18 protein-coding genes are annotated in these 19765 nt (G+C 70.4%); 14 read left to right on the top strand and 4 right to left on the bottom strand.

The features are described 5' to 3' along the window. The first annotated feature begins 21 nt into the window (after positions 1–21). Both ABEA87_RS17445 and ABEA87_RS17440 read left to right on the top strand, forming a co-directional pair. The gene (locus tag ABEA87_RS17445; protein WP_345630795.1) at positions 22–456 is read left to right on the top strand and encodes a MarR family winged helix-turn-helix transcriptional regulator; all 435 of its coding nucleotides are present in this window, start codon (positions 22–24) and stop codon (positions 454–456) included. Next, a complete protein-coding gene (locus ABEA87_RS17440; RefSeq protein ID WP_345630794.1) occupies positions 453–866 on the top strand; it encodes a hypothetical protein in 414 nt (137 codons plus the stop codon). The genes ABEA87_RS17445 and ABEA87_RS17440 overlap by 4 nt, the downstream gene beginning before the upstream one ends. Before the next feature lie 50 nt (positions 867–916). On the opposite strand, the gene ABEA87_RS17435 is transcribed toward ABEA87_RS17440, so the two are convergent. Further along, entirely contained in the window at positions 917–1948 is a 1032-nt protein-coding gene (locus ABEA87_RS17435; protein ID WP_345630793.1) for an ABC transporter substrate-binding protein, read from the bottom strand. 450 nt (positions 1949–2398) lie between these two features. On the opposite strand from ABEA87_RS17435, the gene ABEA87_RS17430 reads away from it, so the two are divergent. From ABEA87_RS17430 to ABEA87_RS17405, 6 genes are all read left to right on the top strand, one after another. Further along, positions 2399–2929: a GNAT family N-acetyltransferase gene (locus ABEA87_RS17430; RefSeq protein ID WP_345630791.1), complete on the top strand. Its 531-nt coding sequence runs from the start codon at positions 2399–2401 to the stop codon at positions 2927–2929. Positions 2930–3623: 694 nt separating this feature from the next. After that, the gene (locus ABEA87_RS17425) at positions 3624–4541 is read left to right on the top strand and encodes an ABC transporter permease (RefSeq protein WP_345630789.1); all 918 of its coding nucleotides are present in this window, start codon (positions 3624–3626) and stop codon (positions 4539–4541) included. Beyond that, positions 4538–5467, top strand: a complete 930-nt coding sequence (locus ABEA87_RS17420) for a carbohydrate ABC transporter permease (protein ID WP_345630788.1) — start codon at positions 4538–4540, stop codon at positions 5465–5467. The genes ABEA87_RS17425 and ABEA87_RS17420 overlap by 4 nt, the downstream gene beginning before the upstream one ends. A gap of 42 nt (positions 5468–5509) precedes the next feature. Continuing rightward, the gene (locus tag ABEA87_RS17415; RefSeq protein WP_345630786.1) at positions 5510–7171 is read left to right on the top strand and encodes an ABC transporter substrate-binding protein; all 1662 of its coding nucleotides are present in this window, start codon (positions 5510–5512) and stop codon (positions 7169–7171) included. Between the two features lie 90 nt (positions 7172–7261). Next, positions 7262–7969, top strand: a complete 708-nt coding sequence (locus ABEA87_RS17410) for a DUF624 domain-containing protein (protein ID WP_345630785.1) — start codon at positions 7262–7264, stop codon at positions 7967–7969. An 8-nt stretch (positions 7970–7977) separates the two neighbouring features. Continuing rightward, on the top strand, positions 7978–10008 hold the full coding sequence (locus tag ABEA87_RS17405) for a beta-galactosidase (RefSeq protein ID WP_345630783.1): 2031 nt from the start codon (positions 7978–7980) through the stop codon (positions 10006–10008). A gap of 48 nt (positions 10009–10056) precedes the next feature. Here ABEA87_RS17405 and ABEA87_RS17400 read toward each other — a convergent pair whose 3' ends face one another. Continuing rightward, the gene (locus tag ABEA87_RS17400; RefSeq protein ID WP_345630781.1) at positions 10057–10677 is read right to left on the bottom strand and encodes a TetR/AcrR family transcriptional regulator; all 621 of its coding nucleotides are present in this window, start codon (positions 10675–10677) and stop codon (positions 10057–10059) included. Positions 10678–10770: 93 nt separating this feature from the next. On the opposite strand from ABEA87_RS17400, the gene ABEA87_RS17395 reads away from it, so the two are divergent. Both ABEA87_RS17395 and ABEA87_RS17390 read left to right on the top strand, forming a co-directional pair. Continuing rightward, positions 10771–11739 carry an NADP-dependent oxidoreductase gene (locus ABEA87_RS17395; protein WP_345630779.1) on the top strand — a complete coding sequence of 323 codons (969 nt, stop codon included), beginning with the start codon at positions 10771–10773 and terminating at the stop codon, positions 11737–11739. A gap of 296 nt (positions 11740–12035) precedes the next feature. Further along, a complete protein-coding gene (locus tag ABEA87_RS17390) occupies positions 12036–13574 on the top strand; it encodes an MFS transporter (protein ID WP_345630777.1) in 1539 nt (512 codons plus the stop codon). Positions 13575–13615: 41 nt separating this feature from the next. Here ABEA87_RS17390 and ABEA87_RS17385 read toward each other — a convergent pair whose 3' ends face one another. Next, positions 13616–14689, bottom strand: coding sequence for an asparaginase (locus ABEA87_RS17385; protein WP_345630776.1), 1074 nt, complete (start codon positions 14687–14689; stop codon positions 13616–13618). Between the two features lie 333 nt (positions 14690–15022). Here ABEA87_RS17385 and ABEA87_RS17380 point away from each other — a divergent pair, with 333 nt between their 5' ends. Further along, on the top strand, positions 15023–15691 hold the full coding sequence (locus ABEA87_RS17380) for a hypothetical protein (RefSeq protein WP_345630774.1): 669 nt from the start codon (positions 15023–15025) through the stop codon (positions 15689–15691). A 225-nt stretch (positions 15692–15916) separates the two neighbouring features. Beyond that, a complete protein-coding gene (locus ABEA87_RS17375) occupies positions 15917–16687 on the top strand; it encodes a hypothetical protein (protein ID WP_345630772.1) in 771 nt (256 codons plus the stop codon). A gap of 28 nt (positions 16688–16715) precedes the next feature. Here ABEA87_RS17375 and ABEA87_RS17370 read toward each other — a convergent pair whose 3' ends face one another. Then, complete coding sequence (locus ABEA87_RS17370) at positions 16716–17270, bottom strand: GNAT family N-acetyltransferase (RefSeq protein WP_345631039.1); 555 nt, start codon at positions 17268–17270, stop codon at positions 16716–16718. 273 nt (positions 17271–17543) lie between these two features. Between ABEA87_RS17370 and ABEA87_RS17365 the strand changes: the two genes are divergently transcribed. Together ABEA87_RS17365 and ABEA87_RS17360 are read left to right on the top strand one after the other, a co-directional pair. After that, complete coding sequence (locus ABEA87_RS17365; RefSeq protein WP_345630770.1) at positions 17544–19205, top strand: FAD-binding oxidoreductase; 1662 nt, start codon at positions 17544–17546, stop codon at positions 19203–19205. Positions 19206–19328: 123 nt separating this feature from the next. Next, the gene (locus tag ABEA87_RS17360; RefSeq protein ID WP_345631038.1) at positions 19329–19721 is read left to right on the top strand and encodes a PH domain-containing protein; all 393 of its coding nucleotides are present in this window, start codon (positions 19329–19331) and stop codon (positions 19719–19721) included. Positions 19722–19765: the final 44 nt, after the last annotated feature.

Here is a 19765-nt window from a genome sequence, read left to right as displayed (position 1 = left end):
GATCTCGTACTATCCGAAATCGTGGTAACCGATAACGCGACGCCGGACCGGTCCGCACTGCTGGCGCTGCAGCGCGCCACCCACGCGACCCTGCACCGGCTCACCAGCGAACTGGTCGACCTCGACCTGACCGCGTCCGAGATCAACGCCCTGGCGAATCTCGCCGACGGCCCGGGCCGCACCGTCTCCCAACTGGCCGCGCGGGCCGGCACCCGGCCGACGACGCTGACCAGCGTGCTCGACCGGCTCGAACGCCGGGGGCACATCACCCGGGGCGCCCTCGCCGGCGACCGGCGCTCGGTCCTGGTCGAGCTGACCGAGTCCGGCCGGGTCGCGGCGGAGGCCATCCACCAGGCCCTCGCCGACCTGGAGCGCCGCGCGCTGGGCGAGTTGCCGGCCGCGACGCTGGCCGGCTTCCACGAGGTGCTGCGCGCGCTGGTGGCGGGGGCGTCGTGACCGGGGCGAGCGCGTTCCAGGACCTGATGTCGCAGGTGATGGCGCACGCGGATCGCTTCGGGCACCGCCAGCACGTGCAGCTGACCTGGCTGGCCGTCCGGCGGTACGGCACCGTCGAGGCGGTGGCGCTGGTCAGCGAGGGCATCCGGAGCACCGCCCGCTACGCGGGCAGGCCGCAGAAGTATCACGTCACGGTCAGCCGGGCCTGGGTGGAGTTGGTCGGCCATCACGCCGAACACTCGGACACCGCCGACTTCGACACCTTCGCCGAGCAGCACGCGGTGCTGCTGGACAAGCGGCTGCTCACCCGCTTCTACCGGTCGTCCACGCTGGCCGGCGACCGGGCCCGGACCGGTTGGGTGGAACCCGACCTCGCCCCGTTCCCCTGGCGGACCCAGTTCGACGCCTGAGGGCGCGGCGCCCTCCGTCCACTGCGGACGAAAGGCGCCGGTCGCGCGGGTCAGCCCTGCTTGGGTACCAGGTCGAAGTCGACGATCGTGTCGGCGTCGACCGTCTTCTGGATCGCACCGGCGTCGTGCAGCGTGTCCACCATCTGCCCGACCCGGTCGGGGGTCAGCCCACCGACCGTCGCGCCCGCCGTGCCCTGCACGTACTGCTTCATCAGGCTCAGCTCGGCGGCCGCGCTGGTGGCGTTGGCGGTGGGTACGTTCTGTTGCAGGATTTTGCCGGCCCCGTCGGGATCGGCCAGGGAGTCGTTGAGCCCCTTCAACAGCGCGTCACGGAACCGCTTGACCAGGTCCGGATTGCTCTTGATCAGTGAGGTGGTGGTGAACAGCGCGTTGCCGTACAGGTCCTTGATGTAGTCGCTGTACGGCAGCACGGTCAGCGACTTGCTCTTCACCACCGCCTGCACGGTGGGCTGCCCGACGACGAACTGCGAGATGGCGTTGACCTGGCTGGTGGCCAGCATCTGCGGCAGCTGGGCGGCGGAGGAGCTGACGAACTTCACCTTCGAGCCGTCGAAGCCGGCCAGCTTGGCGTAGTTCGGGAACAGCAGCTCCTCGACGCCACCCGGGGTCACGGCGATCGTCTTGCCCGCCAGGTCCTGCGGGCGGGCGATGCCCGAGCCGGGCAGCGCCATGATGGCGGACATCGAGTTCTGTTGGATGGCCGCGATCGCCCGGATGCCCAGCGGTGACGGGGCCTTGCTGATCTGCAGGATGGCGGCCGACAGGTCGATGGCGCTGAACTGTGCCTTCCCTGCGGCCAGCTCACGCTCGTTGTTCGAGCCGTTGCCCGGCTCGATCTGCACGTCGATGTTCGCGGCCTTGAAGTAGCCCTTCTGCTTGGCAACCCAGATGTACGCGTCTCGCCCGAAGCTGCCGAAGCCAGTGATATAGACGACCTTGTCGGGCGTCTTGGCTTGGCTCGCGGTGTCGTCGGACTTCGACGAGCATCCGGCGACCGCCGCCACGAGCAGCATGGCCAGGGCCGCCACCCCCCGTACCGGTGAGCGTTTCGTTACCCCCATGAACGTGCTCCCTCCGATCGACCTGAGTTAACCATCACAATGATGCATATTCATACAATCACAATTCTCGATCGTGACCTTGGACAGTTTAGGGTGCGACCGGTCGGGTTAGGGTGCGACCGGTCGGGGTCGCCGCGCGGCGCCAGAGGTGCCGAGCCAGACCGGTCGACGGCTCGGCCGATCGGTGAGGGCCGGCAACCAGCGATTCGCCGGAGTCGACCGCGATGGGGCACCGGTCAGCGGGCTGTCCGCGGTGAACATCGGGCCCGGTATGCAGTGCACACGGTGCCGTGCCGCCGTACCCGGGCGGCAGCCCCGCGGACAAAGGACACGCGTGTGATTATCGATGTGCACGCCGGCGCGGCACGCGCCCATTGCTCAATCGCGGTCTCATCGGGGCAGCGCGAAACGCCTGATTGCCGGGGACGGCCGAGTGTTATCGTCGCGCGCATGCCTGAACTGATCACACCCACAGGTCGGCTCCAATCCTCATGGCTCGCGGCCCGTGATGAGTGGCCTCCAGGTGCCCACCAGGACGGAACCGGCTTGCGTCTGGCACCCGTAGCCGACCTCGACAGCCCCGAGGTTTTCGCGGCGTGGGTCGGGCAACTGCGGCAGCAGTCGGACAGGTCAGTTGCCGTGGGAGAAGGGCGTGTCCACGCCACCCACTGGTGGATCGTCGAGGGCGACAGCTACCTGGGAGCCATCGATCTCAGGCACTATCTGAATGCCTTCCTGCTCGATGTCGGCGGGCACATCGGCTATAGCATCCGGCCCTCCGCCCGGAGACGTGGCTTGGCCACCTGGGCCCTCGGTGCGGTTCTGCTCGAGGCCCGTGCGTTCGGTCTGGATCGGGTACTCGTCACGTGCGACGACGACAATGTCGGATCGGCGCGCAGCATCGAGCGCAACGGTGGCGTCCTGGAGGACGTCCGCACCACCGACGCGGGCGTCAAGCGCCGCTACTGGATCACTCTGTAGGCAGTGGTGCTCGAGGCGGCATGGGCACGCGTGGCGCTCGTGTGCGACCGTGGCAAAGCCGCCGGCAAGAGACCCAACGCCCGCGATCGGCTGCCCGGCCAGACACCGACGACGCACTGCTGACCTCGCGCTGCCGACGTCAGCGCTGTTGACACGCGCCACTGACGTCAGCGCTGTTGACGTCGGCTACTGCCATCGCGCTACTGACACCAGCGCTACTGACCACGCGCTTCCCGCGCCGTGCCAAGGCGCGCCCGTCGGCGCCGCGCACCGGGTCGACCTTGCGGCGCGGAATCGGGGCGCCGAAAGCCCTCCGACAATATCCGAAAATTTCGCTGCGCTCTTGTTATCAACCACTTCCAGCATGCCGCCGAAACGGTGTTTTCGCTGGTCAAATACGCAGTGACCACTGACTATACTACGAGGCCCCGGGCGCGGGGAGACCTTGACATGGTCCGCCGGACGCGCTTAGGTTTCCGCCATATGTATCGGAACATCTCCCGAATGTTGCGGGAGGTGCCCCGACGAGTCTTCGGGCTCGCGGGCGGGTGACGCCGCCGAACGGATGCGAAGGGGTGGCATGGCAGGTCGGGTGCCAGTCGAGGCGGGACCGAGCGCGGGCGCACCTGAACCTTTGCGGTTACCGCCGGGAGGGCGGGATGCGAGCGCGACGACGCCGCGCGCCTCCCGCACCGTGCGCGGGCGGCGCCGCACCTGGCGCCAGACGCTGCGCCGGGACTGGCAGCTGTACTCGCTGGCGGTCGTGCCGCTGCTGTTCTTCGCCATCTTCCGGTACCTGCCGATGCTCGGCAACATCATCGCCTTCCGCCGGTACAGCCCCGGTGGCAGCATCTTCGGCGACGAATGGGTGGGCCTGCACTACTTCCGGCTGTTCCTGGGCGACCCCACGTTCTGGCACGTGTTCACCAACACGCTGATCCTCGGCGGGCTGACCCTGCTGTTCACCTTCCCGCTGCCGATCGTGCTCGCCCTGCTGCTCAACGAGGTGCGGACCCGGTGGCTCAAGCGCTTCGTCCAGACCATCTCCTACCTGCCGCACTTCCTGTCCATCGTGGTGGTGGCCGGCATCATCGTGCAGCTGCTCGACGTGGACGCGGGCGTGGTCAACCAGGCGTTACGGCTGTTCGGCCACGACCCGATCCCGTTCCTGCAGCAACCCGGCTGGTTCCGGACCATCTACGTGTCCTCCGAGGTCTGGCAGACCGTCGGCTGGGGCACGATCCTCTACCTCGCCGCGCTGACCACTATCGACGACAACCTGTACGAGGCGGCCCGGATCGACGGAGCGAACCGGTGGCGCCAGACCTGGCACATCACCCTGCCGGGCATCCGGCCGACCATGATGACGCTGCTGATCCTCAACACCGGCACGTTCCTGACGATCGGGTTCGAGAAGATTCTGTTGCTGTACAACCCCTTGACCTACCCGACGGCGGATGTCATCTCCACCTACCTGTACCGGGTGGGCGTGGTGTCGGGCAGCTTCAGCTACGCGGCCGCCATCGGGCTGTTCGAGTCCGTGATCGGGGTGACCCTGGTGATGTCGACGAACTTTCTCTCGCGGCGCGCGGTCGGGGCGAGCCTGTGGTGACGGTGGACGCACGCGAGGACCGACCACGGGTCGGGCGGCTGTCGGGGCCGCGGGGGCCGCGACCGTCCCGCGGGGCCCGCGTCTTCCAGGCGGTCAACGCCGTCATTCTGACCGGCGTCGTGGTGCTGACCCTGTACCCGTTCGTCAACATCCTGGCTGACTCGTTCAGCGCGGAGCACTACATCCGGGCCGGGAAGGTCAACCTCTGGCCGCGGGGCTTCAACCTGACCACGTACGGGCACGTGATGTCCGACTCGATGTTCTGGACGAACTACCGGAACACCGTGATCTACACGGTGACCGCCACCCTCGTCTCGATGGTGCTGACCACCTGTTACGCGTACGTGCTGTCGAAGAAGCACCTGCGGGGCCGGGGCGCGCTGATCGGGATCGCCGTGTTCACCATGTTCTTCAACGGCGGCCTGATCCCGAACTACGTGCTGGTCAACGGCCTGCACCTGCGCAACACCCTGTGGGCCATCGTGCTGCCCAACGCCATCAGCGTGTTCAACCTGCTGGTGATGAAGGCGTTCTTCGAGGGCATGCCGGAGGAGCTGGAGGAGGCCGCCGCCGTCGACGGCCTGGACACCTATCGCACCCTGCTGCGCATCGTGCTGCCGCTGTCCAAGGCGGTCATCGCCACGATGATCCTGTTCTACGCGGTCGCCTTCTGGAACTCGTGGTTCTCCGGCTTCCTGTACATGGACCGCGCTGACCTTTTTCCGGTCACCGTGTATCTGCGCAACCTGATCGCCGGCGCCACCACCGGGGCGAACGAGACGGCGTCCAGCGACTCGGCGCTGCAGATCGGGGCCAACATCCAGGCGGTGACCATCGTGCTCACGGTCCTGCCCATCATGCTCGTCTACCCCTTCATCCAGCGCTACTTCGTCTCCGGAGTCACGCTCGGCGCGGTCAAGGGTTGACGCCCGGCGCACCTTCGTACCCACCCCCGACAAGGAGTTCCCATGCACCAGCTCTCCCGGCGGCAACTGCTCGCCGCGGCCGGCGCCGCCGCGGGCGCCGCCGCACTGGGGCTGTCAGGCTGCGGCAGCGACGACAGCGATTCCAAGAAGGACAAGGACCTCTCCGGCAAGCGGGAAGGCGCGATGGAGAAGTACGGCGTCGGTGACCAGTTCAAGGCCACCAAGCCGCTCACCTTCCCCATCATGATGCTGAGTAACCCGAACTACCCGTACAACAAGAACTGGCTTTTCCTCACCGAGCTGGCCAAGCGGACCAACGTCAGCTTCAACCCGACGGTGATCCCGCTGTCCGACTACAACCAGAAGCGCAGCGTGATGATCAGCGCCGGCAACGCGCCGCTGATCATTCCGAAGACGTACCACCCGCAGGAGGAGGACTACATCGCCAGTGGCGCCGTCCTCCCGGTCAGCGACTACGTCGACCTGATGCCGAACTTCGCCGCGCAGATCGAGAAGTGGAACCTGCAAGGCGACCTGGACCAGAACCGCGAGGAGGACGGCAAGTATTATCTGCTGCCCGGCCTGCACGAAGATGTGTGGCTGGACTACTCGCTGGCGGTGCGCACCGACATCCTCAAGGCGCTCAACCTTGAGGTGCCCAAGACCTGGGACGACGTGCACGCCATGCTGCGGGCCATGAAGGCGGCGCACCCCGATGTCTACCCGCTGTCCGACCGGTGGAGCACCACCCCGCCCGGCCCCGGCGCCAACAACCTGCTGGCGATGCTCGGCTCGGCCTACGGGCCGTGGGCCGGCTGGGACTACCGCACCACCACCTGGGACGCGAGCGCCGGCAAGTTCGTCCTCACCGGCACCATGGACCAGTACAAACAGATGCTCCAGTTCCTCAACACGCTGGTCAGCGAGAAGCTGATCGACCCGGAGAGCTTCACCCAGAGCGACGACGCCGCGCGGCAGAAGTTCGCCAACGGCAAGGCGTTCGTGGTCAGCACCAACGCCCAGGAGCTGATCAACACCGTGCGTAAGGACATCGCGGGGATCCCGGGTGCGACGGTGATGAAGATTCCGCGGCCGACCGGGCCGCTGGGCAACGTCAAGCGGGGTGTGCGGACCGAGAGCGGCGTCATGATTTCGGCGAAGGCGCGCGACAGCAAGAACTTCGTCGCCATCATGCAGTTCGTCGACTGGCTGTTCTACTCCGACGCCGGCAAGCTGTTCGCCAAGTGGGGCATCGAGGGGACGACCTACACCGGCAGCATCGACGACGGCTCCTTCAAGCTCGCCCCCGACGTGACCTGGGCCGGCCTGAACCCGACGGGCAAGAAGAACCTCCAGGTCGAGTACGGCTTCTTCAACGGGGTGTTCGTCTACGGCGGCAGCACCACGCTGCTCGACTCGCAGTTCCCCCCGGAGGAGTTGGAGTTCCAGAAGGCGATGGCGGAGTGCAAGACGCTGCCGCTGGAGCCGACGCACCCGCTGTCGGCCGACGAGCGCGAACAGACGACGCTGTGGGAGACGGCCATCACGGACTACGTCAACCAGCAGACGCTCAAGTTCATCCTCGGCCAGCGGCCGCTGAGCGAGTGGGACACCTACGCGAAAGAGCTCGAGGCCAAGAACGCCACTCAGTACGTTGACACCATCAACGGCGCCTACACGCGGTACAAGAAGAACCACGGCTGAGCGCGGCGCCCCGGCCGCGCACCCGGCAACTCCGCCGGGCGCGGCCGGGCCGGCCCGACTGGGATCCGGCGACGGACGGGGAGCGACGTCATGAGTGACACGGCCGGTGCCCGCCGGCAGTTCGGCGAGGGCCCGCTCGCGCGGGCCGCCGCGCTGGTCTACACGCTGCTGGTCGTCGAGGCGTTGCTGGTGGTCACCACCGCGCCCGGGCTGGTCCTGCTCGTCCTGCTCGACCGCGACGCCAGCAACGTTCCGCTGGCCGCGGCGTGCGCCCTGCCGCTCGGCCCGGCGGTCTCCGCCGCGCTGTACGCGCTGTGGCACCGTGGGTCGGACCTGACCGACCTACGGCCGGCGGTGGCGTTCTGGCGCGGGTACCGGCGCAACGTCGCCGACGCCCTGCGGATCTGGGTACCGCTGCTGGTGGTACTGACCGTCGTCGCGGTGAACCTCACCCATCTCGGGGCGGCCGGCGTGCCCTCCTGGTGGGCGGTGCCGCTGGTGCTGGTGGCCGTGGCGGTGGCGCTGTCGGCCGCCAACGCGCTGGTCATCACGTCGTTGTTCGCGTTCCGGACGCTCGACGTGATCCGGCTGGCGGGATACTTCCTCGTGCGCCGGCCGACGGGCACGCTGGCCAACGCGTGCCTGCTAGTCGTCGCGGGCGGCCTGACCGCCGCGTCCTCGGAGGCGGTGACCCTGCTGCTGAGTTCGGTGTTCGCCCTGGCGCTGCTGCGCGACGGCCGCGCGATGGTCGCCGAGGTCCACGAGCGATTCACCACCGAGGGGGCGGGCGGCCGGTGAACGCCCGGATGGCCGGCCTCCGCGCGCGGCTGCGCGGCTTCGCCTTCGGCGGTGACTACAACCCCGAGCAGTGGGACCGGGCGGTGTGGGACGAGGACGTCGCGCTGATGCGGCGGGCCGGGGTCAACCTCGTCACGCTCGGCGTGTTCGCCTGGGCGTCGCTGGAACCGGAGCCGGGGCGCTTCGAGTTCGGCTGGCTGGACGAGGTCATGGACCTGCTGCACGCCGGCGGCATCGCCGTCGACCTCGCCACGCCCACCGCCGCGCCACCGGTCTGGCTGTCCCACGGGCACCCCGAGGTGCTTCCGGTGATGGAGGACGGCAAGACCTTCGGCTTCGGCAACCGGCTGCACTACGACCCCACGTCCCCCCGCTACCGGCAGCACGCCGCCCGGATCACCACCGCCCTGGCCGAGCGGTACTCCGGCCATCCCGCGCTGGCCATGTGGCACATCAGCAACGAGTACGGGCCCATCGCGTACACGCCGGGAGCCGCCGCCGCCTTTCGGGACTGGCTGCGCCGCCGGTACGGCGACGACCTCGACGCGCTCAACGACGCCTGGTACACCCGGTTCTGGAGCCAGCGGTACACCTCCTGGGATCAGGTGGCCCCGCCCGAGCTGCCCCGGTCGTGGTCCAACCCGGCCCGGCGCCTGGACTTCCAGCGCTTCGCCTCGGACGCGCTACGCGAGTGTTTCATCTCCGAGCGCGACATCGTCCGCTCGTACCGCGACGACCTGCCGGTGCTGACCAACTTCATGCGCTTCTACCGGCACGCCGACTACTGGCGGTGGGCCGCCGAACAGGACGCGGTGGCGCTGGACATCTACCCGGACCCGGGGCGGGACGACTCACGCGTCGCCGCCGCGCTCAACTTCGACCTCATGCGCTCGCTGCGCGGTCAGCCGTGGATCCTCATGGAGCAGGCGGCCAGCGCCGTGTCGCAGTGGCGGGTCAACAACGTCAAGCCGCCGGGGCGGATGCGCCTCGGGTCGTACCAGGCGATCGCGCACGGCGCCGACAGCGTCATGTACTTCCAGTGGCGCGCCAGCCGGGGCGGCCACGAGCGGTTCCACTCCGCGATGCTGCCGCACTCGGGCACCGGCGCGCGCACCTGGCGGGAGGTCGAGGCGCTCGGCGCCGAACTGCCAAGGATCGCCGAGGCGCTCGGGTCGGGTTCGCGGGCCGAAATCGCCGTGCTGTTCGACTGGGACGCCTGGTGGGGGCTTGAGACGGCGTACGGCCTGCCCCGCAACGACTTCGACTATCCGGGCATGGTGACCGACCACTACCGGCCGCTGCTGGAGGGGCATTTCGCGGCCGACGTGGTCTCGTTCGACTCCGACCTGAGCCGGTACCGGGTGCTGGTGGTGGCCGGCGCGCACCTGGTCAGCGACGGCTTCGTGGCGCGCCTGGAACGCTTCGTCGCGGCCGGCGGCACGCTGCTGTGCTCGTACTTCTGCGGCGTCGTCGACCCGCACAACCAGGTGCGCCAGCCGGCCTACCCTGGCGCGTTCCGCGGCCTGATCGGCGCGTACATCGACGAGTACTGGCCGGCGCGCGACGGCGAGACGTTCGAGGTGAGGTTCGCCGACGGGACGACGTCGGTCTGTGACTGGTGGCAGGAGAGCATCCACCCCGAGTCAGCCCGGGCCGTTGCCTGGTATGCCTCGGGCTCACTGAGCGGCCGGCCCGCGGTCATCCAGAACCCGTTCGGCTCGGGGCGGGTCGTCTACGTCGGCACCCGGTTGCCCCCGGCGACGCTGCACGACACGGTGCTGGCGACGGTACGCGACGCCGGGGTCGCCCCGCTCGTGGAGGCCGCCCCGGACTTCGTGGAGGCGGCCCGGCGCGGCAACGAGCACGCCGAATTCCTGTTCCTGCTCAACCACTCCGACACCCGTACGGCCCGCGTCGCCGTCCCGGCGCCGGGCGTGGACCTGCTGACCGGCGTGGCGGTCGGGGACCACGTGTCGCTGGACCCGCTGGCCGTCGCGGTGATCCGGACCGAGCGCCAGAGGCAGCCGGCCGCCACCTGAGGCCGGCCGCCGGCGACAACCGGGGCGGACCACGCGCGACGGGCGCCGTCAGTCCGGCGTATGTGTCGCGTCGAGGCTCATCGGCGGTGGGTGGGGCAGCGGGTGGGCGCCTTCCGGGCGCAGACCGTCGAAGATGATGGCCAGGTACCGCTGCCACAGATCGGGTGAGGCATCCGGCACGTAGCTGGTGACGTAGTTCGGTGCGCACATCAGCAGGATGACGTCCGCGCCGGTGATGTCGGCCCGCACGGCGCCGTGCTCGCGGGCCCGATCGACCAGCCTGTGCACGGTCTGGAACAGCTGCGCGCGGACCCTGGTGACCTCCGCGTTCAGCTCGCCGGCCTCCTGCAGGAACGACAGGTCGCGTTGTTGGCGCTGCTCGGCGGCGACGGTGAGGAACTCCGATAGCGCCGCGCCCGGATCCGCCGCGTCGAGCAGCCGTTCGCCGACCGCGTTGAGCGCGTCGATCCGGTCGAGGACGATCGCGGCGAGCAGGTCGTCCTTCGTGGGGAAGTGCCGGAAGACCGTGCCCTTGCCGACGCCGGCGCGGCGGGCGATATCGGCGACCGAGGCGTTCAAGCCCCGCTCGGCGAACTCGTCCGCCGCGGCGGCCAGCAGCGATTGCCGGTTGCGGCTGGCATCGGCACGCAGCGGACGGGTCGAGGTCACGTGACCACCCTAGCAAGTTGACCGCCCGGTCCGCTTATTGCTACGTTCAGCACCGGAAAACCTGACCGCGCGGTCCGTTTAGGGGGCAGTCTCATGAAGGCAGCTGTGGCGACCGGGTACGGGCCGCCCGAGCGGTACACGGTGGCCGAGATACCGGCACCCCGGCCGGGGCCGGGGCAGATCCAGGTCCGGATCGCCGCCGTCTCCATCAACCCGGCGGACATCCGTCTACCGAGCGGCGACTTCCGCGACACCGTGCCGCTGGCGTTCCCGCACGTACCCGGCAACGACTTCGCCGGCACGGTCACCGAGATCGGCTCCGGCGTGACCGACTACCAGGTCGGCGACGAAATATTCGGCCAGGCCGTGCCCCGCGCGTTGCGCGCGATGGCCGGCGCGACCCGGCCGTCGTTGAGCACCGGATCGCTGGCCGAGTACGCGGTCTTCGAAGCCGACACCCCGTTCCTGGCGCGCCGCCCGGCCGGCCTCGACGTCGAACGGGCCGCCGCTCTGCCCACCGTCGGCCTGACCGCACGCGCCCTGATGGCCAGCGCCAAGGTGCAGCCGGGCGAGACCGTGTTGGTCGTCGGCGCCACCGGAGGCGTCGGTACCGCCGTGGTCGCGTTGCTCGCCGGCGCGAAGGCCCGGGTCATCGCCACCGCGACCGCCGCCGATGCTGGCATCCTGCGGGCTCTCGGCGCTGACGAGACCATCGGGTACGCCGAATCCGCTTACCCCGCAGGCGTTGACGTCGCCCTCAACCTGACCCTGCCCAGCGATCGGCTCACCGGCGTGGCGGCCGCCGTCCGCCCGGGTGGGCGACTTCTCACGATCACCTATCCCGTACCGCAACAGGAGTGGCTCGGCCGCGACGACGTCGGCCTGCAGTTCGTGCTGGACATGGAGGGTACCTTCGGCGGCATGCGTGAGGTCGGCGAGTTGGCGGTCCGCGGGGAACTGCCGGCGACGATCGGCCGCCGATACACCCTCGACGAGGGCGTGCGGGCATGCGTCGACTTCGCCAGGCGGCACACCACCGGCAAGCTCGTCGTCACGGTCTGAGGGTGCTGGGCGCGCTATCGGCAACGCCCGGGTAGCGGCAGAGCTCGGGTCGAACCGGCGGCTGGGTGGGTCCCTCGTGACCCCTTGTCCGCCGGTTCCGCCGAAGGTACGTGGTGCGCCCGCCGTCCGATTCCCCGTCCTCGCCCGGGCCGGTGAGGTGTTTCTCCGGGCGGTTCCTGGGCAACTGCGTCCCGGGGTCCGAACGGAACAAACAGGCGCCATGAGTTCCGAGGGCCTTCGGCGCCGCCGAGCGACCGGCGCCGGACGATTCGCGGACGACCCGGCGGAAGGCGTTCATGAGCTCATCGGAGACCAACCGGAGCGCGGCCGGCCGTGCGTCCGAGTCGAGAGCCAGGGTGTCGCCCACCGAGGCCAAGGACCAGCTGGATTCCCGGCGCTGGTGGATCCTCGGGGTCGTGGGCCTGGCCCAGATGATGATCGCGCTGGACAACACCGTGATGAACATCGCCCTGCCGTCGGCGCAGCAGGCGCTGCACTTCTCCGCCGGCGACCGGCAGTGGATCATCACGGCGTACACGCTCGCGTTCGGCAGCCTGCTGCTGATCAGCGGGCGGCTGGCCGACCGGCTGGGGCGCAAGAACGTTCTGGTCATCGGCCTGATCGGGTTCGCCATCGCGTCGGCGGTAGGCGGCGCCTCCCGCAACTTCATGTGGCTGGTGACCTGCCGGGCGGTGCAGGGCCTGTTCGCCGCGTTCCTGGCGCCGGCCGCGCTCGCGGTGCTGACCACCACGTTCTCCCGGGGGCGGGAGCGCGCCCGGGCCTTCGGCATCTTCGGCGCCATCGCCGTCGGCGGCGCCACGATCGGCCTGCTGCTCGGCGGCGTACTGACCGAGTACCTGTCCTGGCGCTGGACCATGTACATCAACATCGTGGCGGCCATCCCGGCGGCCGGTGGCGCGATCGCGCTGCTGCCGGGGCGTGGACCCGCGGCCTCGCACGCCCGCATCGACATTCCCGGTACCGCCACGGTGTGCGGTGGGCTGTTCGCGATCGTGTACGGGTTCGCGAACGTGCCCCGGGACGGCTGGACCTCGGTGATCACCGTGGGCTTCCTGGCCGTGGGCGCCGTGCTGCTGATCGCGTTCGTGACCCTGCAGGCCCGGGTGTCCAACCCGTTGCTGCCGCTGCGCGTGCTGGTCGATCGTACCCGGGGCGGCGGCTACCTGGGCATCCTGCTGGCCACCGGTGCCATGCTCGGCGTCTTCCTGTTCCTCAGCCTGTACCTGCAACAGATCCTCGGCTACAGCGCGGTGCGCACCGGCCTGGCCTTCCTGCCGCTACCACTGGTGCTGGTGCTGGTGGCGGCCGTGCTGGGCCCGGCGCTGGTGCGCCGCGTCTCGCCGAAGGCGACCGTGCCGGTCGGCATGCTGCTGGGCGCGGCGGGCGTGTTCCTGCTGACCCGCATCAGCCTGACCAGCGGGTATTTTCCGGTCCTGCTGCCCAGCATGATCGTGCTCGGCGTCGGGCTCGGCCTGGTCTTCTCCACCAGCTCCAGCATCGCCACCCTCGGCGTGCTGTCCGAGGACGCCGGGGTCGCCTCGGCCACCTTCAACACCGTGCAGCAGGTCGGCGGCTCGATCGGCGTGGCCGTGCTCAACACGCTGGCCGCCACGGCCACCGCCCGCTTCCTGATCGGCCGGACCTCCACCACCCACAACACGGCACTGGCCTCGGTACACGGCTACGTCACGGCGTTCTGGTGGTCCACCGGACTGTTCCTGGTGGGCGCCCTGGTCACGGTGCTGCTGCTGCCCGCCTCGATACCCGCCGGGCTGCGCGACCCCGGCGAGGAGACCCGGGTGGTGCACACCTGATCCGCCGATCGTGCCCGGCCGGCCACCGCAGCGGCCGGCGGCTATCCGCCGAGGCCGTCCACAGTGGCGAAGGCGGCGGCGATGCCGGCCCGGTCGGTGCCGGCGGCCAGCAGGCAGTGCAGCAGGATGCGGGCCTTGACGGAGTCGAGGAACCCGGCCCGGATCAGGCCCCTGGACAGCAGGTCGCGTTCGGAGCCGGGGAAGCCGTAGGTGCCGGACAGGACGGGGCCGGCGCCGGTGCGGGAGGCCAGCACGACGGGGATGCGCGCGGCGGCCTCGGTGAGGGCGGGCACCCAGGTGTCCGGTACGTGTCCAGCACCGAACCCGGCGACCACGAGCCCGTCCAGGTCCTCGGTGAACCGGGGCAGCAGGGCGGCGTCGTCGCCAAGCGTGGCGGTGTACAGGCCGACCCGGGGGAGCGCAGCCGGAGCCGGGTTGTGGCGGGGGTGAGCATCCCCAACCGGTTCGCGGGGGAGCGCGGTCGGCTGGCCCGGAGCCGCCCCGATCGTGTACCGGCGGGCCGGGCGGTTGACGATGACCGGGGAGCCCTCGACGACGTACCCGAGTGGGCCGCCGGTCGGTGAGACGAACGTGCCGGGGCTGGTGGCGTGGCTCTTGCGTACGCGGCCGGCGGCGTGAATCTCGTCGGCGAACACCACCAGGCAGCCCAGCCCGGCCGCGTGCGGGCTGGCGGCGACCTGGACGGCGGCCAGCAGGTTGGCCGGCCCGTCGGCACCGGCCAGGGTGGGGTTGCGCATGGCGCCGGTGACGACGATCGGCGCGGTACCGGTGCGCAGCAGGTCGAGCAGGTACGCGGTCTCCTCGATGGTGTCGGTGCCCTGGGTGACCACCACGCCCTGGGTGCCGGCCGCCAGGCTTTCGCGCACGGCGCCGGCCAGCTCGGTGAGGTCGGCGAAGGTGACGGCGGCGCCGGGCCGCGAGCGGAAGCTGACCACGTCCAGCTCGACGCCGGCCCCGGCCAGCCCGGGAACCGCGGCGACCAGCTGCTCGGCGCTGAGGCTGGGCACGACGCCGCCGGTGCCGGTCATGGCGATGGTGCCGCCCAACCCGAACAGGGTGACCCTGGGCGGCGATCCTGGGGTGGTTGACGGCACGGCGGTTCTCCCTCCATCGGCGCTACCACGGCGACCGTGATCAAGTTTATCGGCCGAGGCGAGGTTGGCCGGAACGCGGCGGCACCGGCCCGGCACCCGGCCGACCACGCGCCCGGCACGCCGCGGCCTCGGTGGTGCTCGCAGGTCACCACTACACGGTCGGGTCGGGCCGGACCCACCTGGTGGTGAAGGGCAAGTAACCACCAGACCTAGGCGGTGACGCGCCCGTGCCGGTCACGGCGCGAGCGCGTCACCGCCGTTCCGGCGAACCAAATCGCGACCGGGTGCGTGGCAGAGGGTGTCCACCTATTCACCGTCCGACGTGAGGTCAGGATGTCCCACGCAACGTCCCGGTCCAGGCGGCTGCTGCGGCTCGCCGCCGTGGTCCCCGCACTCCTCGGTGTCCTCCTCGCCGCCCCCGCGTTCGCCAAGGGTGGCGGTGGCGGCGGTGGCGGCGGCGGGAACCAGACCACCGCCCCCAACCTGCGATCGGTCACCTTCGCGCCGGCCACCGTCGTCGGCGGTGGTGCCTCCACCGGTACGGCGACCTTCGTGGCGAGCGCGTCGCAGGGTGCCGTCGTGAACCTGAGCAGCAGCGACCCGGCCGTGCTGACGGTACCGACGGAGGCGGTCGTGCGCCCCGGCCAGTCCAGCACGGCGTTCCCGGTCGCCACCCAGGCGGTGACCGCGGCCACCACGGTGACGGTGACCGCCAGCGCGTTCGGCACCACCACGGTGACAGCGACGATCACGGTCACGCCGGGCACCCCGCCGGCCAAGGACACCGTGCGCATCACCCTGGCCCAGTGGAAGACCGGTCACCTGAAGATCCAGGCAACCAGCAGCAACCCCAACGCCGTACTCACCGTCTCGCTGGGCTTCGCCCTGACCAACAACGGCGGCGGCAGCTACTCGGACGAGCGGAACTGGTTGGACAACCCGCGGCAGATCACCGTCACGAGCAACTTCGGTGGCTCCGCCACGGCGACGGTCACCGGCTGACCCCGTCGACCCCGCGTTGGCGCCGGCCCACGAGGTTGCGGGCCGGCACCAACGTGTCCGGGGCTGACCACTGCCGGGTCGGATCGGGCCGGACCCAGCTGGTGGTCAAGGACAAGTAGCCTTCAGGCATGGGCGATGACGCGCCCGCACCGTCACGGCGCGGGCGCGTCATCCACGTCGGGGGAGCGCTGGCATGGGGGAGCGCTGGCATGGGGGAGCGCTGGCATGAAAATCGGTAATCGGGGCGATCTGGACGACCTGTTGTGGCACTTCTTCGCGGGCATCCACGAGTTGCTGCTGGAGCTGGCCGGGAGGGTCCCGGACGACCTGCTCACTTATCTGCGCACCGCGCTGGTCGATGGAGATCTGGCGATAATCCCGGACACCGTGGCGGGATCGGCGGCGACGCTCGGGATCTCGCTGCGGCCGGCCAACCTCGAGCTGCTGCAGATGATGGTCGGCGAGCGCGATCTGGCAGGCGCGGACCTGGTGGCCGTCGCGGAGGACATCCCGGCCACGGACCACCGGTTCGCCCCGGTGCCGGCCGGCGCGTTGGCCTCGGGCGGATCGCGCATCCCCGCCAGCCTGGACCTCAGCGGCTGCGGTGCGGACCTGACCGACCTGCCGGATTCGCTGGCGTCCCTCGCCGACCTGGCCGAGGAGCTGACCGACCTGGTGGACGAGGCGGTGGTGATGGAGGTGCCCGACCACGAATGCGTGATCGGGCTGTGGCGCGCCTGGCGGTTCGGCCCGGCCGGGCCGCCGCGCGACGCACGGCGGGTCTTCCTGGTCGAGGTGGCGCCCGACACGCTCGCCTGGGACCTGGAGGCGCGGATCCGCAGCTGGATAGTGGACACCCTGGGGGACGGCTCCTCGGACATCGAGGTGTACTGGGCGGGTGACGAGCTGACGCCGTACCACCGGGCGGTGCGCGCGAACGCCGCACTGCTGTGGGCCAGGGGCCGTGGCGCCGATCCGGAGCGCGTCAAGGGCTGAGGAGTCCAACCCGGCGCGTTCGGCTCGGTCAGGCCCGGGCCGCCCGCCATTCCGGAGCGAGGACCGACCACATCTCCATGTCGTGCCGCCGGCCCCGGTACGGGTAGCTCTCCCGCAGCACGCCCTCCTTGGTCATCCCCAGGCGCTGGGCCACGGCGATACTGGCCTGGTTCGCCGACGAGACCACCCACTCCACGCGGTGGATGCCGCGCTCCTCGATGGCCCAGTCGATGATCACGCGCGCCGCCCTGGTCACCAGGCCCCGGCCCACCGCCGCCGGCTCCAACCAGCAGCCCGCCTCGGCGGTGCCCCGCCCGACGTCCATCGTCCTGAACAGGACACCGCCGACCAGCGTGCCATCCGCCCAGATGCCGTAGACGCCGCCCCGGTCGGCGGCGACCTTGTCCGCGTACGACTGGAGGAACTCGCGGCTCGACGCCAGGTCGGTGACGGCGTCGGGCAGCGCGATGTACCGCCCGATGAACTCCCGGCCCCGATCCATGTGGGTCAGAAACTCCTCGTCCCGCCACGGCTCGAGCGGGCGCAGCCGCGCACCGTCGTCGCCCAGCGACACGTCGCTCAGAGACACCGAAGACATGTTCCCCCCGCACTAGCGTCGACGTCACGCGTCATCCGCAGCGGATCGTCTCACGAGCGCCGCCGTCATGGCTGTCCCGCGCGGCGTCGCCCGCGCCGGTCGCGGGACAGCCCACCGATCGGTGGAGTGGCTCCACCGTCCGGCCGATCGCCGGGCTCAGCCGTTGGACCGGCCGGCCGGTCCATGCGCTGGCGAACCCTGACTGCGACCGTTGAGCCAGTCCCGGCCGCGGCGGCCGGGCCGGATTGGGGGACCGCAGTGAGCAAGCCAGAACGCGACCACGTGAGTCGCCGCGGGATTCTCGCCGGAGCGGCGGCGGTCGCCGGCGCCGGCGTGGCGGGCGCGATCGGCGCCGTGCCGGCTCAGGCCGCCGGATCGGCCCAGGCCGCCGGATCGCCTCAGGAGGCGGTGCCTGGGCGGCTGGGGCCGGTGACGATCCGGCCAGGGGATCCGCGGTACGACAACCTGTTGCGTGGCAACAACTTCCGGTTCGTGGGCCGGCCCGATGAGGTGCGCGTGGTCGGGTCGACCGACCAGGTGGTAAAGGCGGTGTCCGACGCGGTGCGCTCCGGCCGGCGGGTGGCGGTGCGCAGCGGCGGGCACTGCTTCGAGAACTTCACCGCCGACCCGGCGGTGCGGATGCTGCTGGACCTGTCGCCGATGGACGCGGTCGGCTACGACGCGGGGCGGCGCGCGTTCGTGGTGCAGCCGGGCGCCACGCTCGGCCAGGTCTACCGCACCCTGCTCAAGGGCTGGGGCGTCACGGTCCCGGCGGGCGGCTGCCCCGAGGTGGGCGCGGGCGGGCACTTCGCCGGCGGGGGGTACGGGCCGCTGTCGCGCCGGTACGGCTCGGTGGTGGACCACCTGTACGGCGTGGAGGTGGTGGTGGTCGACCCGGGCGGTACGGCTCGCGCCGTGGTGGCCACCCGGGAACCGGACGACCCGAACCACGACCTGTGGTGGGCGCACACCGGCGGCGGGGGCGGCAACTTCGGGGTGGTGACCAAGTACTGGCTGCGCTCGCCGGACGCCACCGACGGCGAGCCGTCCCGGCTGCTGCCCGCCGCGCCTACCGACATGCTGGAGTGCCTGGTCATCTGGCAGTGGGACGACGCGATGACCGAGCAGGCGTTCACCACCCTGCTGCGCAACTTCGGCACCTGGCACGAGCGCAACAGCGCGCCCGGCTCGCCCAACGCCGGCCTGTACGCGCTGCTCATGCCGGCGCACCGCACCGCCGGCCAGTTCCAGCTGGTCGTGCAGACCGACGTGGGCATCCCGAACGTGAACGACCTGGTCACCGATCTCGTGTGCGCGGTGAGCGCCGGCACCGGGCTGACGCCCGTCCTGAACGAGCGGCGGACCATGCCGTGGATGCACGCGACGACCTTCCCCGGCCTCGGCGAGCCGGGCGACGTGATCAGCCGCCGGTACAAGATCAAGGCGGGCTACCTGCGCCGCTCGTTCACCGACGCCCAACTGTCCGCCATCTACCGCAACCTGACGAACTCCGCCGGCAACTCCAACTGCGGCATGCTCATGATCGGGTACGGCGGCCAGGTCCGCGCCGTCGCGCCGGGGGCGACCGCGGTCGCCCAGCGGGACGTGGTCATGAAGGCGGTGTACCAGTCGGTCTGGTACGACGAGGCCGACGACGCGGACAACCTCGCCTGGGTCCGCGACTTCTACCGCGACGTGTACGCGGCCACCGGCGGGGTGCCGGTACCGAACGAGGTCAGCGACGGCTCCTACATCAATTACGCCGACGCCGACCTGGCCGATCCGGCGTGGAACACCTCCGGCGTGCCCTGGAGCACGCTCTACTACAAGGACAACTACCCCCGGCTGCGCCAGGTGAAGGCACGCTGGGACCCGCGCGACGTGTTCCGGCACGCGCTGGCGGTCGAGCCGCCCGCCTGAGCGGGGCCGGCGCCCCCGGTGGGGCACCGGGGCGAGGAGGGTGCGGCGGTGCCCGGGGCGCGATGGCAGACTTGCGCGCGATCGTCGAAGCACATCCCACGGGTTGATCGGAGAAGCGTGACTATCACAAGTGAGCCGGCGGCCGCGCCGGACAGCGTCCCGTTTGACCGGCAGGACCAACTGGAGCAGATCCAGGCCGGCCTGGTGGCGGGCGAGAACCTGCTCGCGGTGTACGACGCGCACGGCATCGGTACCGGGTTCCTTGGCCTGACCGACCGGCGGGTGATCATTCAGGATAAGTCGTTCGTGGGGGAGAAGCTGGCCGTGACCAGCGTGCCGTACTCGCGGATCCACAGCGTCAGCGTGCTGAGCAACAAGTCCTTCGCCGGCTCGTTCTTCTCCAGCGGCACGATCGGCATCCACGTCGGCACGCTGACCTACGAGGTCGAGTTCCGGGGCAGCGAGAAGGCCCAGCACGTGCACAACGAGATCCTGAACCGCATCGTCGGCGACTGACCGTCGAAGCTCCTACGGGCGGTCGCGCGAACCGATGTTCACCG

Origin of the sequence: Rugosimonospora acidiphila, assembly GCF_039543385.1 — a bacterium.
Lineage (GTDB): Bacteria > Actinomycetota > Actinomycetes > Mycobacteriales > Micromonosporaceae > Rugosimonospora > Rugosimonospora acidiphila.
This window is presented reverse-complemented; position numbering and strand designations above follow the sequence as displayed.

Bases quoted from the DNA above. Each gene is read 5' to 3' on its own strand.
- ABEA87_RS17435 (WP_345630793.1), bottom strand. From the start codon at position 1,948: ATGGGGGTAACGAAACGCTCACCGGTACGGGGGGTGGCGGCCCTGGCC.
- ABEA87_RS17430 (WP_345630791.1), top strand. From the start codon at position 2,399: ATGCCTGAACTGATCACACCCACAGGTCGGCTCCAATCCTCATGGCTC.
- ABEA87_RS17415 (WP_345630786.1), top strand. From the start codon at position 5,510: ATGCACCAGCTCTCCCGGCGGCAACTGCTCGCCGCGGCCGGCGCCGCC.
- ABEA87_RS17410 (WP_345630785.1), top strand. From the start codon at position 7,262: ATGAGTGACACGGCCGGTGCCCGCCGGCAGTTCGGCGAGGGCCCGCTC.
- ABEA87_RS17405 (WP_345630783.1), top strand. From the start codon at position 7,978: ATGGCCGGCCTCCGCGCGCGGCTGCGCGGCTTCGCCTTCGGCGGTGAC.
- ABEA87_RS17395 (WP_345630779.1), top strand. From the start codon at position 10,771: ATGAAGGCAGCTGTGGCGACCGGGTACGGGCCGCCCGAGCGGTACACG.
- ABEA87_RS17390 (WP_345630777.1), top strand. From the start codon at position 12,036: ATGAGCTCATCGGAGACCAACCGGAGCGCGGCCGGCCGTGCGTCCGAG.
- ABEA87_RS17380 (WP_345630774.1), top strand. From the start codon at position 15,023: ATGTCCCACGCAACGTCCCGGTCCAGGCGGCTGCTGCGGCTCGCCGCC.
- ABEA87_RS17375 (WP_345630772.1), top strand. From the start codon at position 15,917: ATGAAAATCGGTAATCGGGGCGATCTGGACGACCTGTTGTGGCACTTC.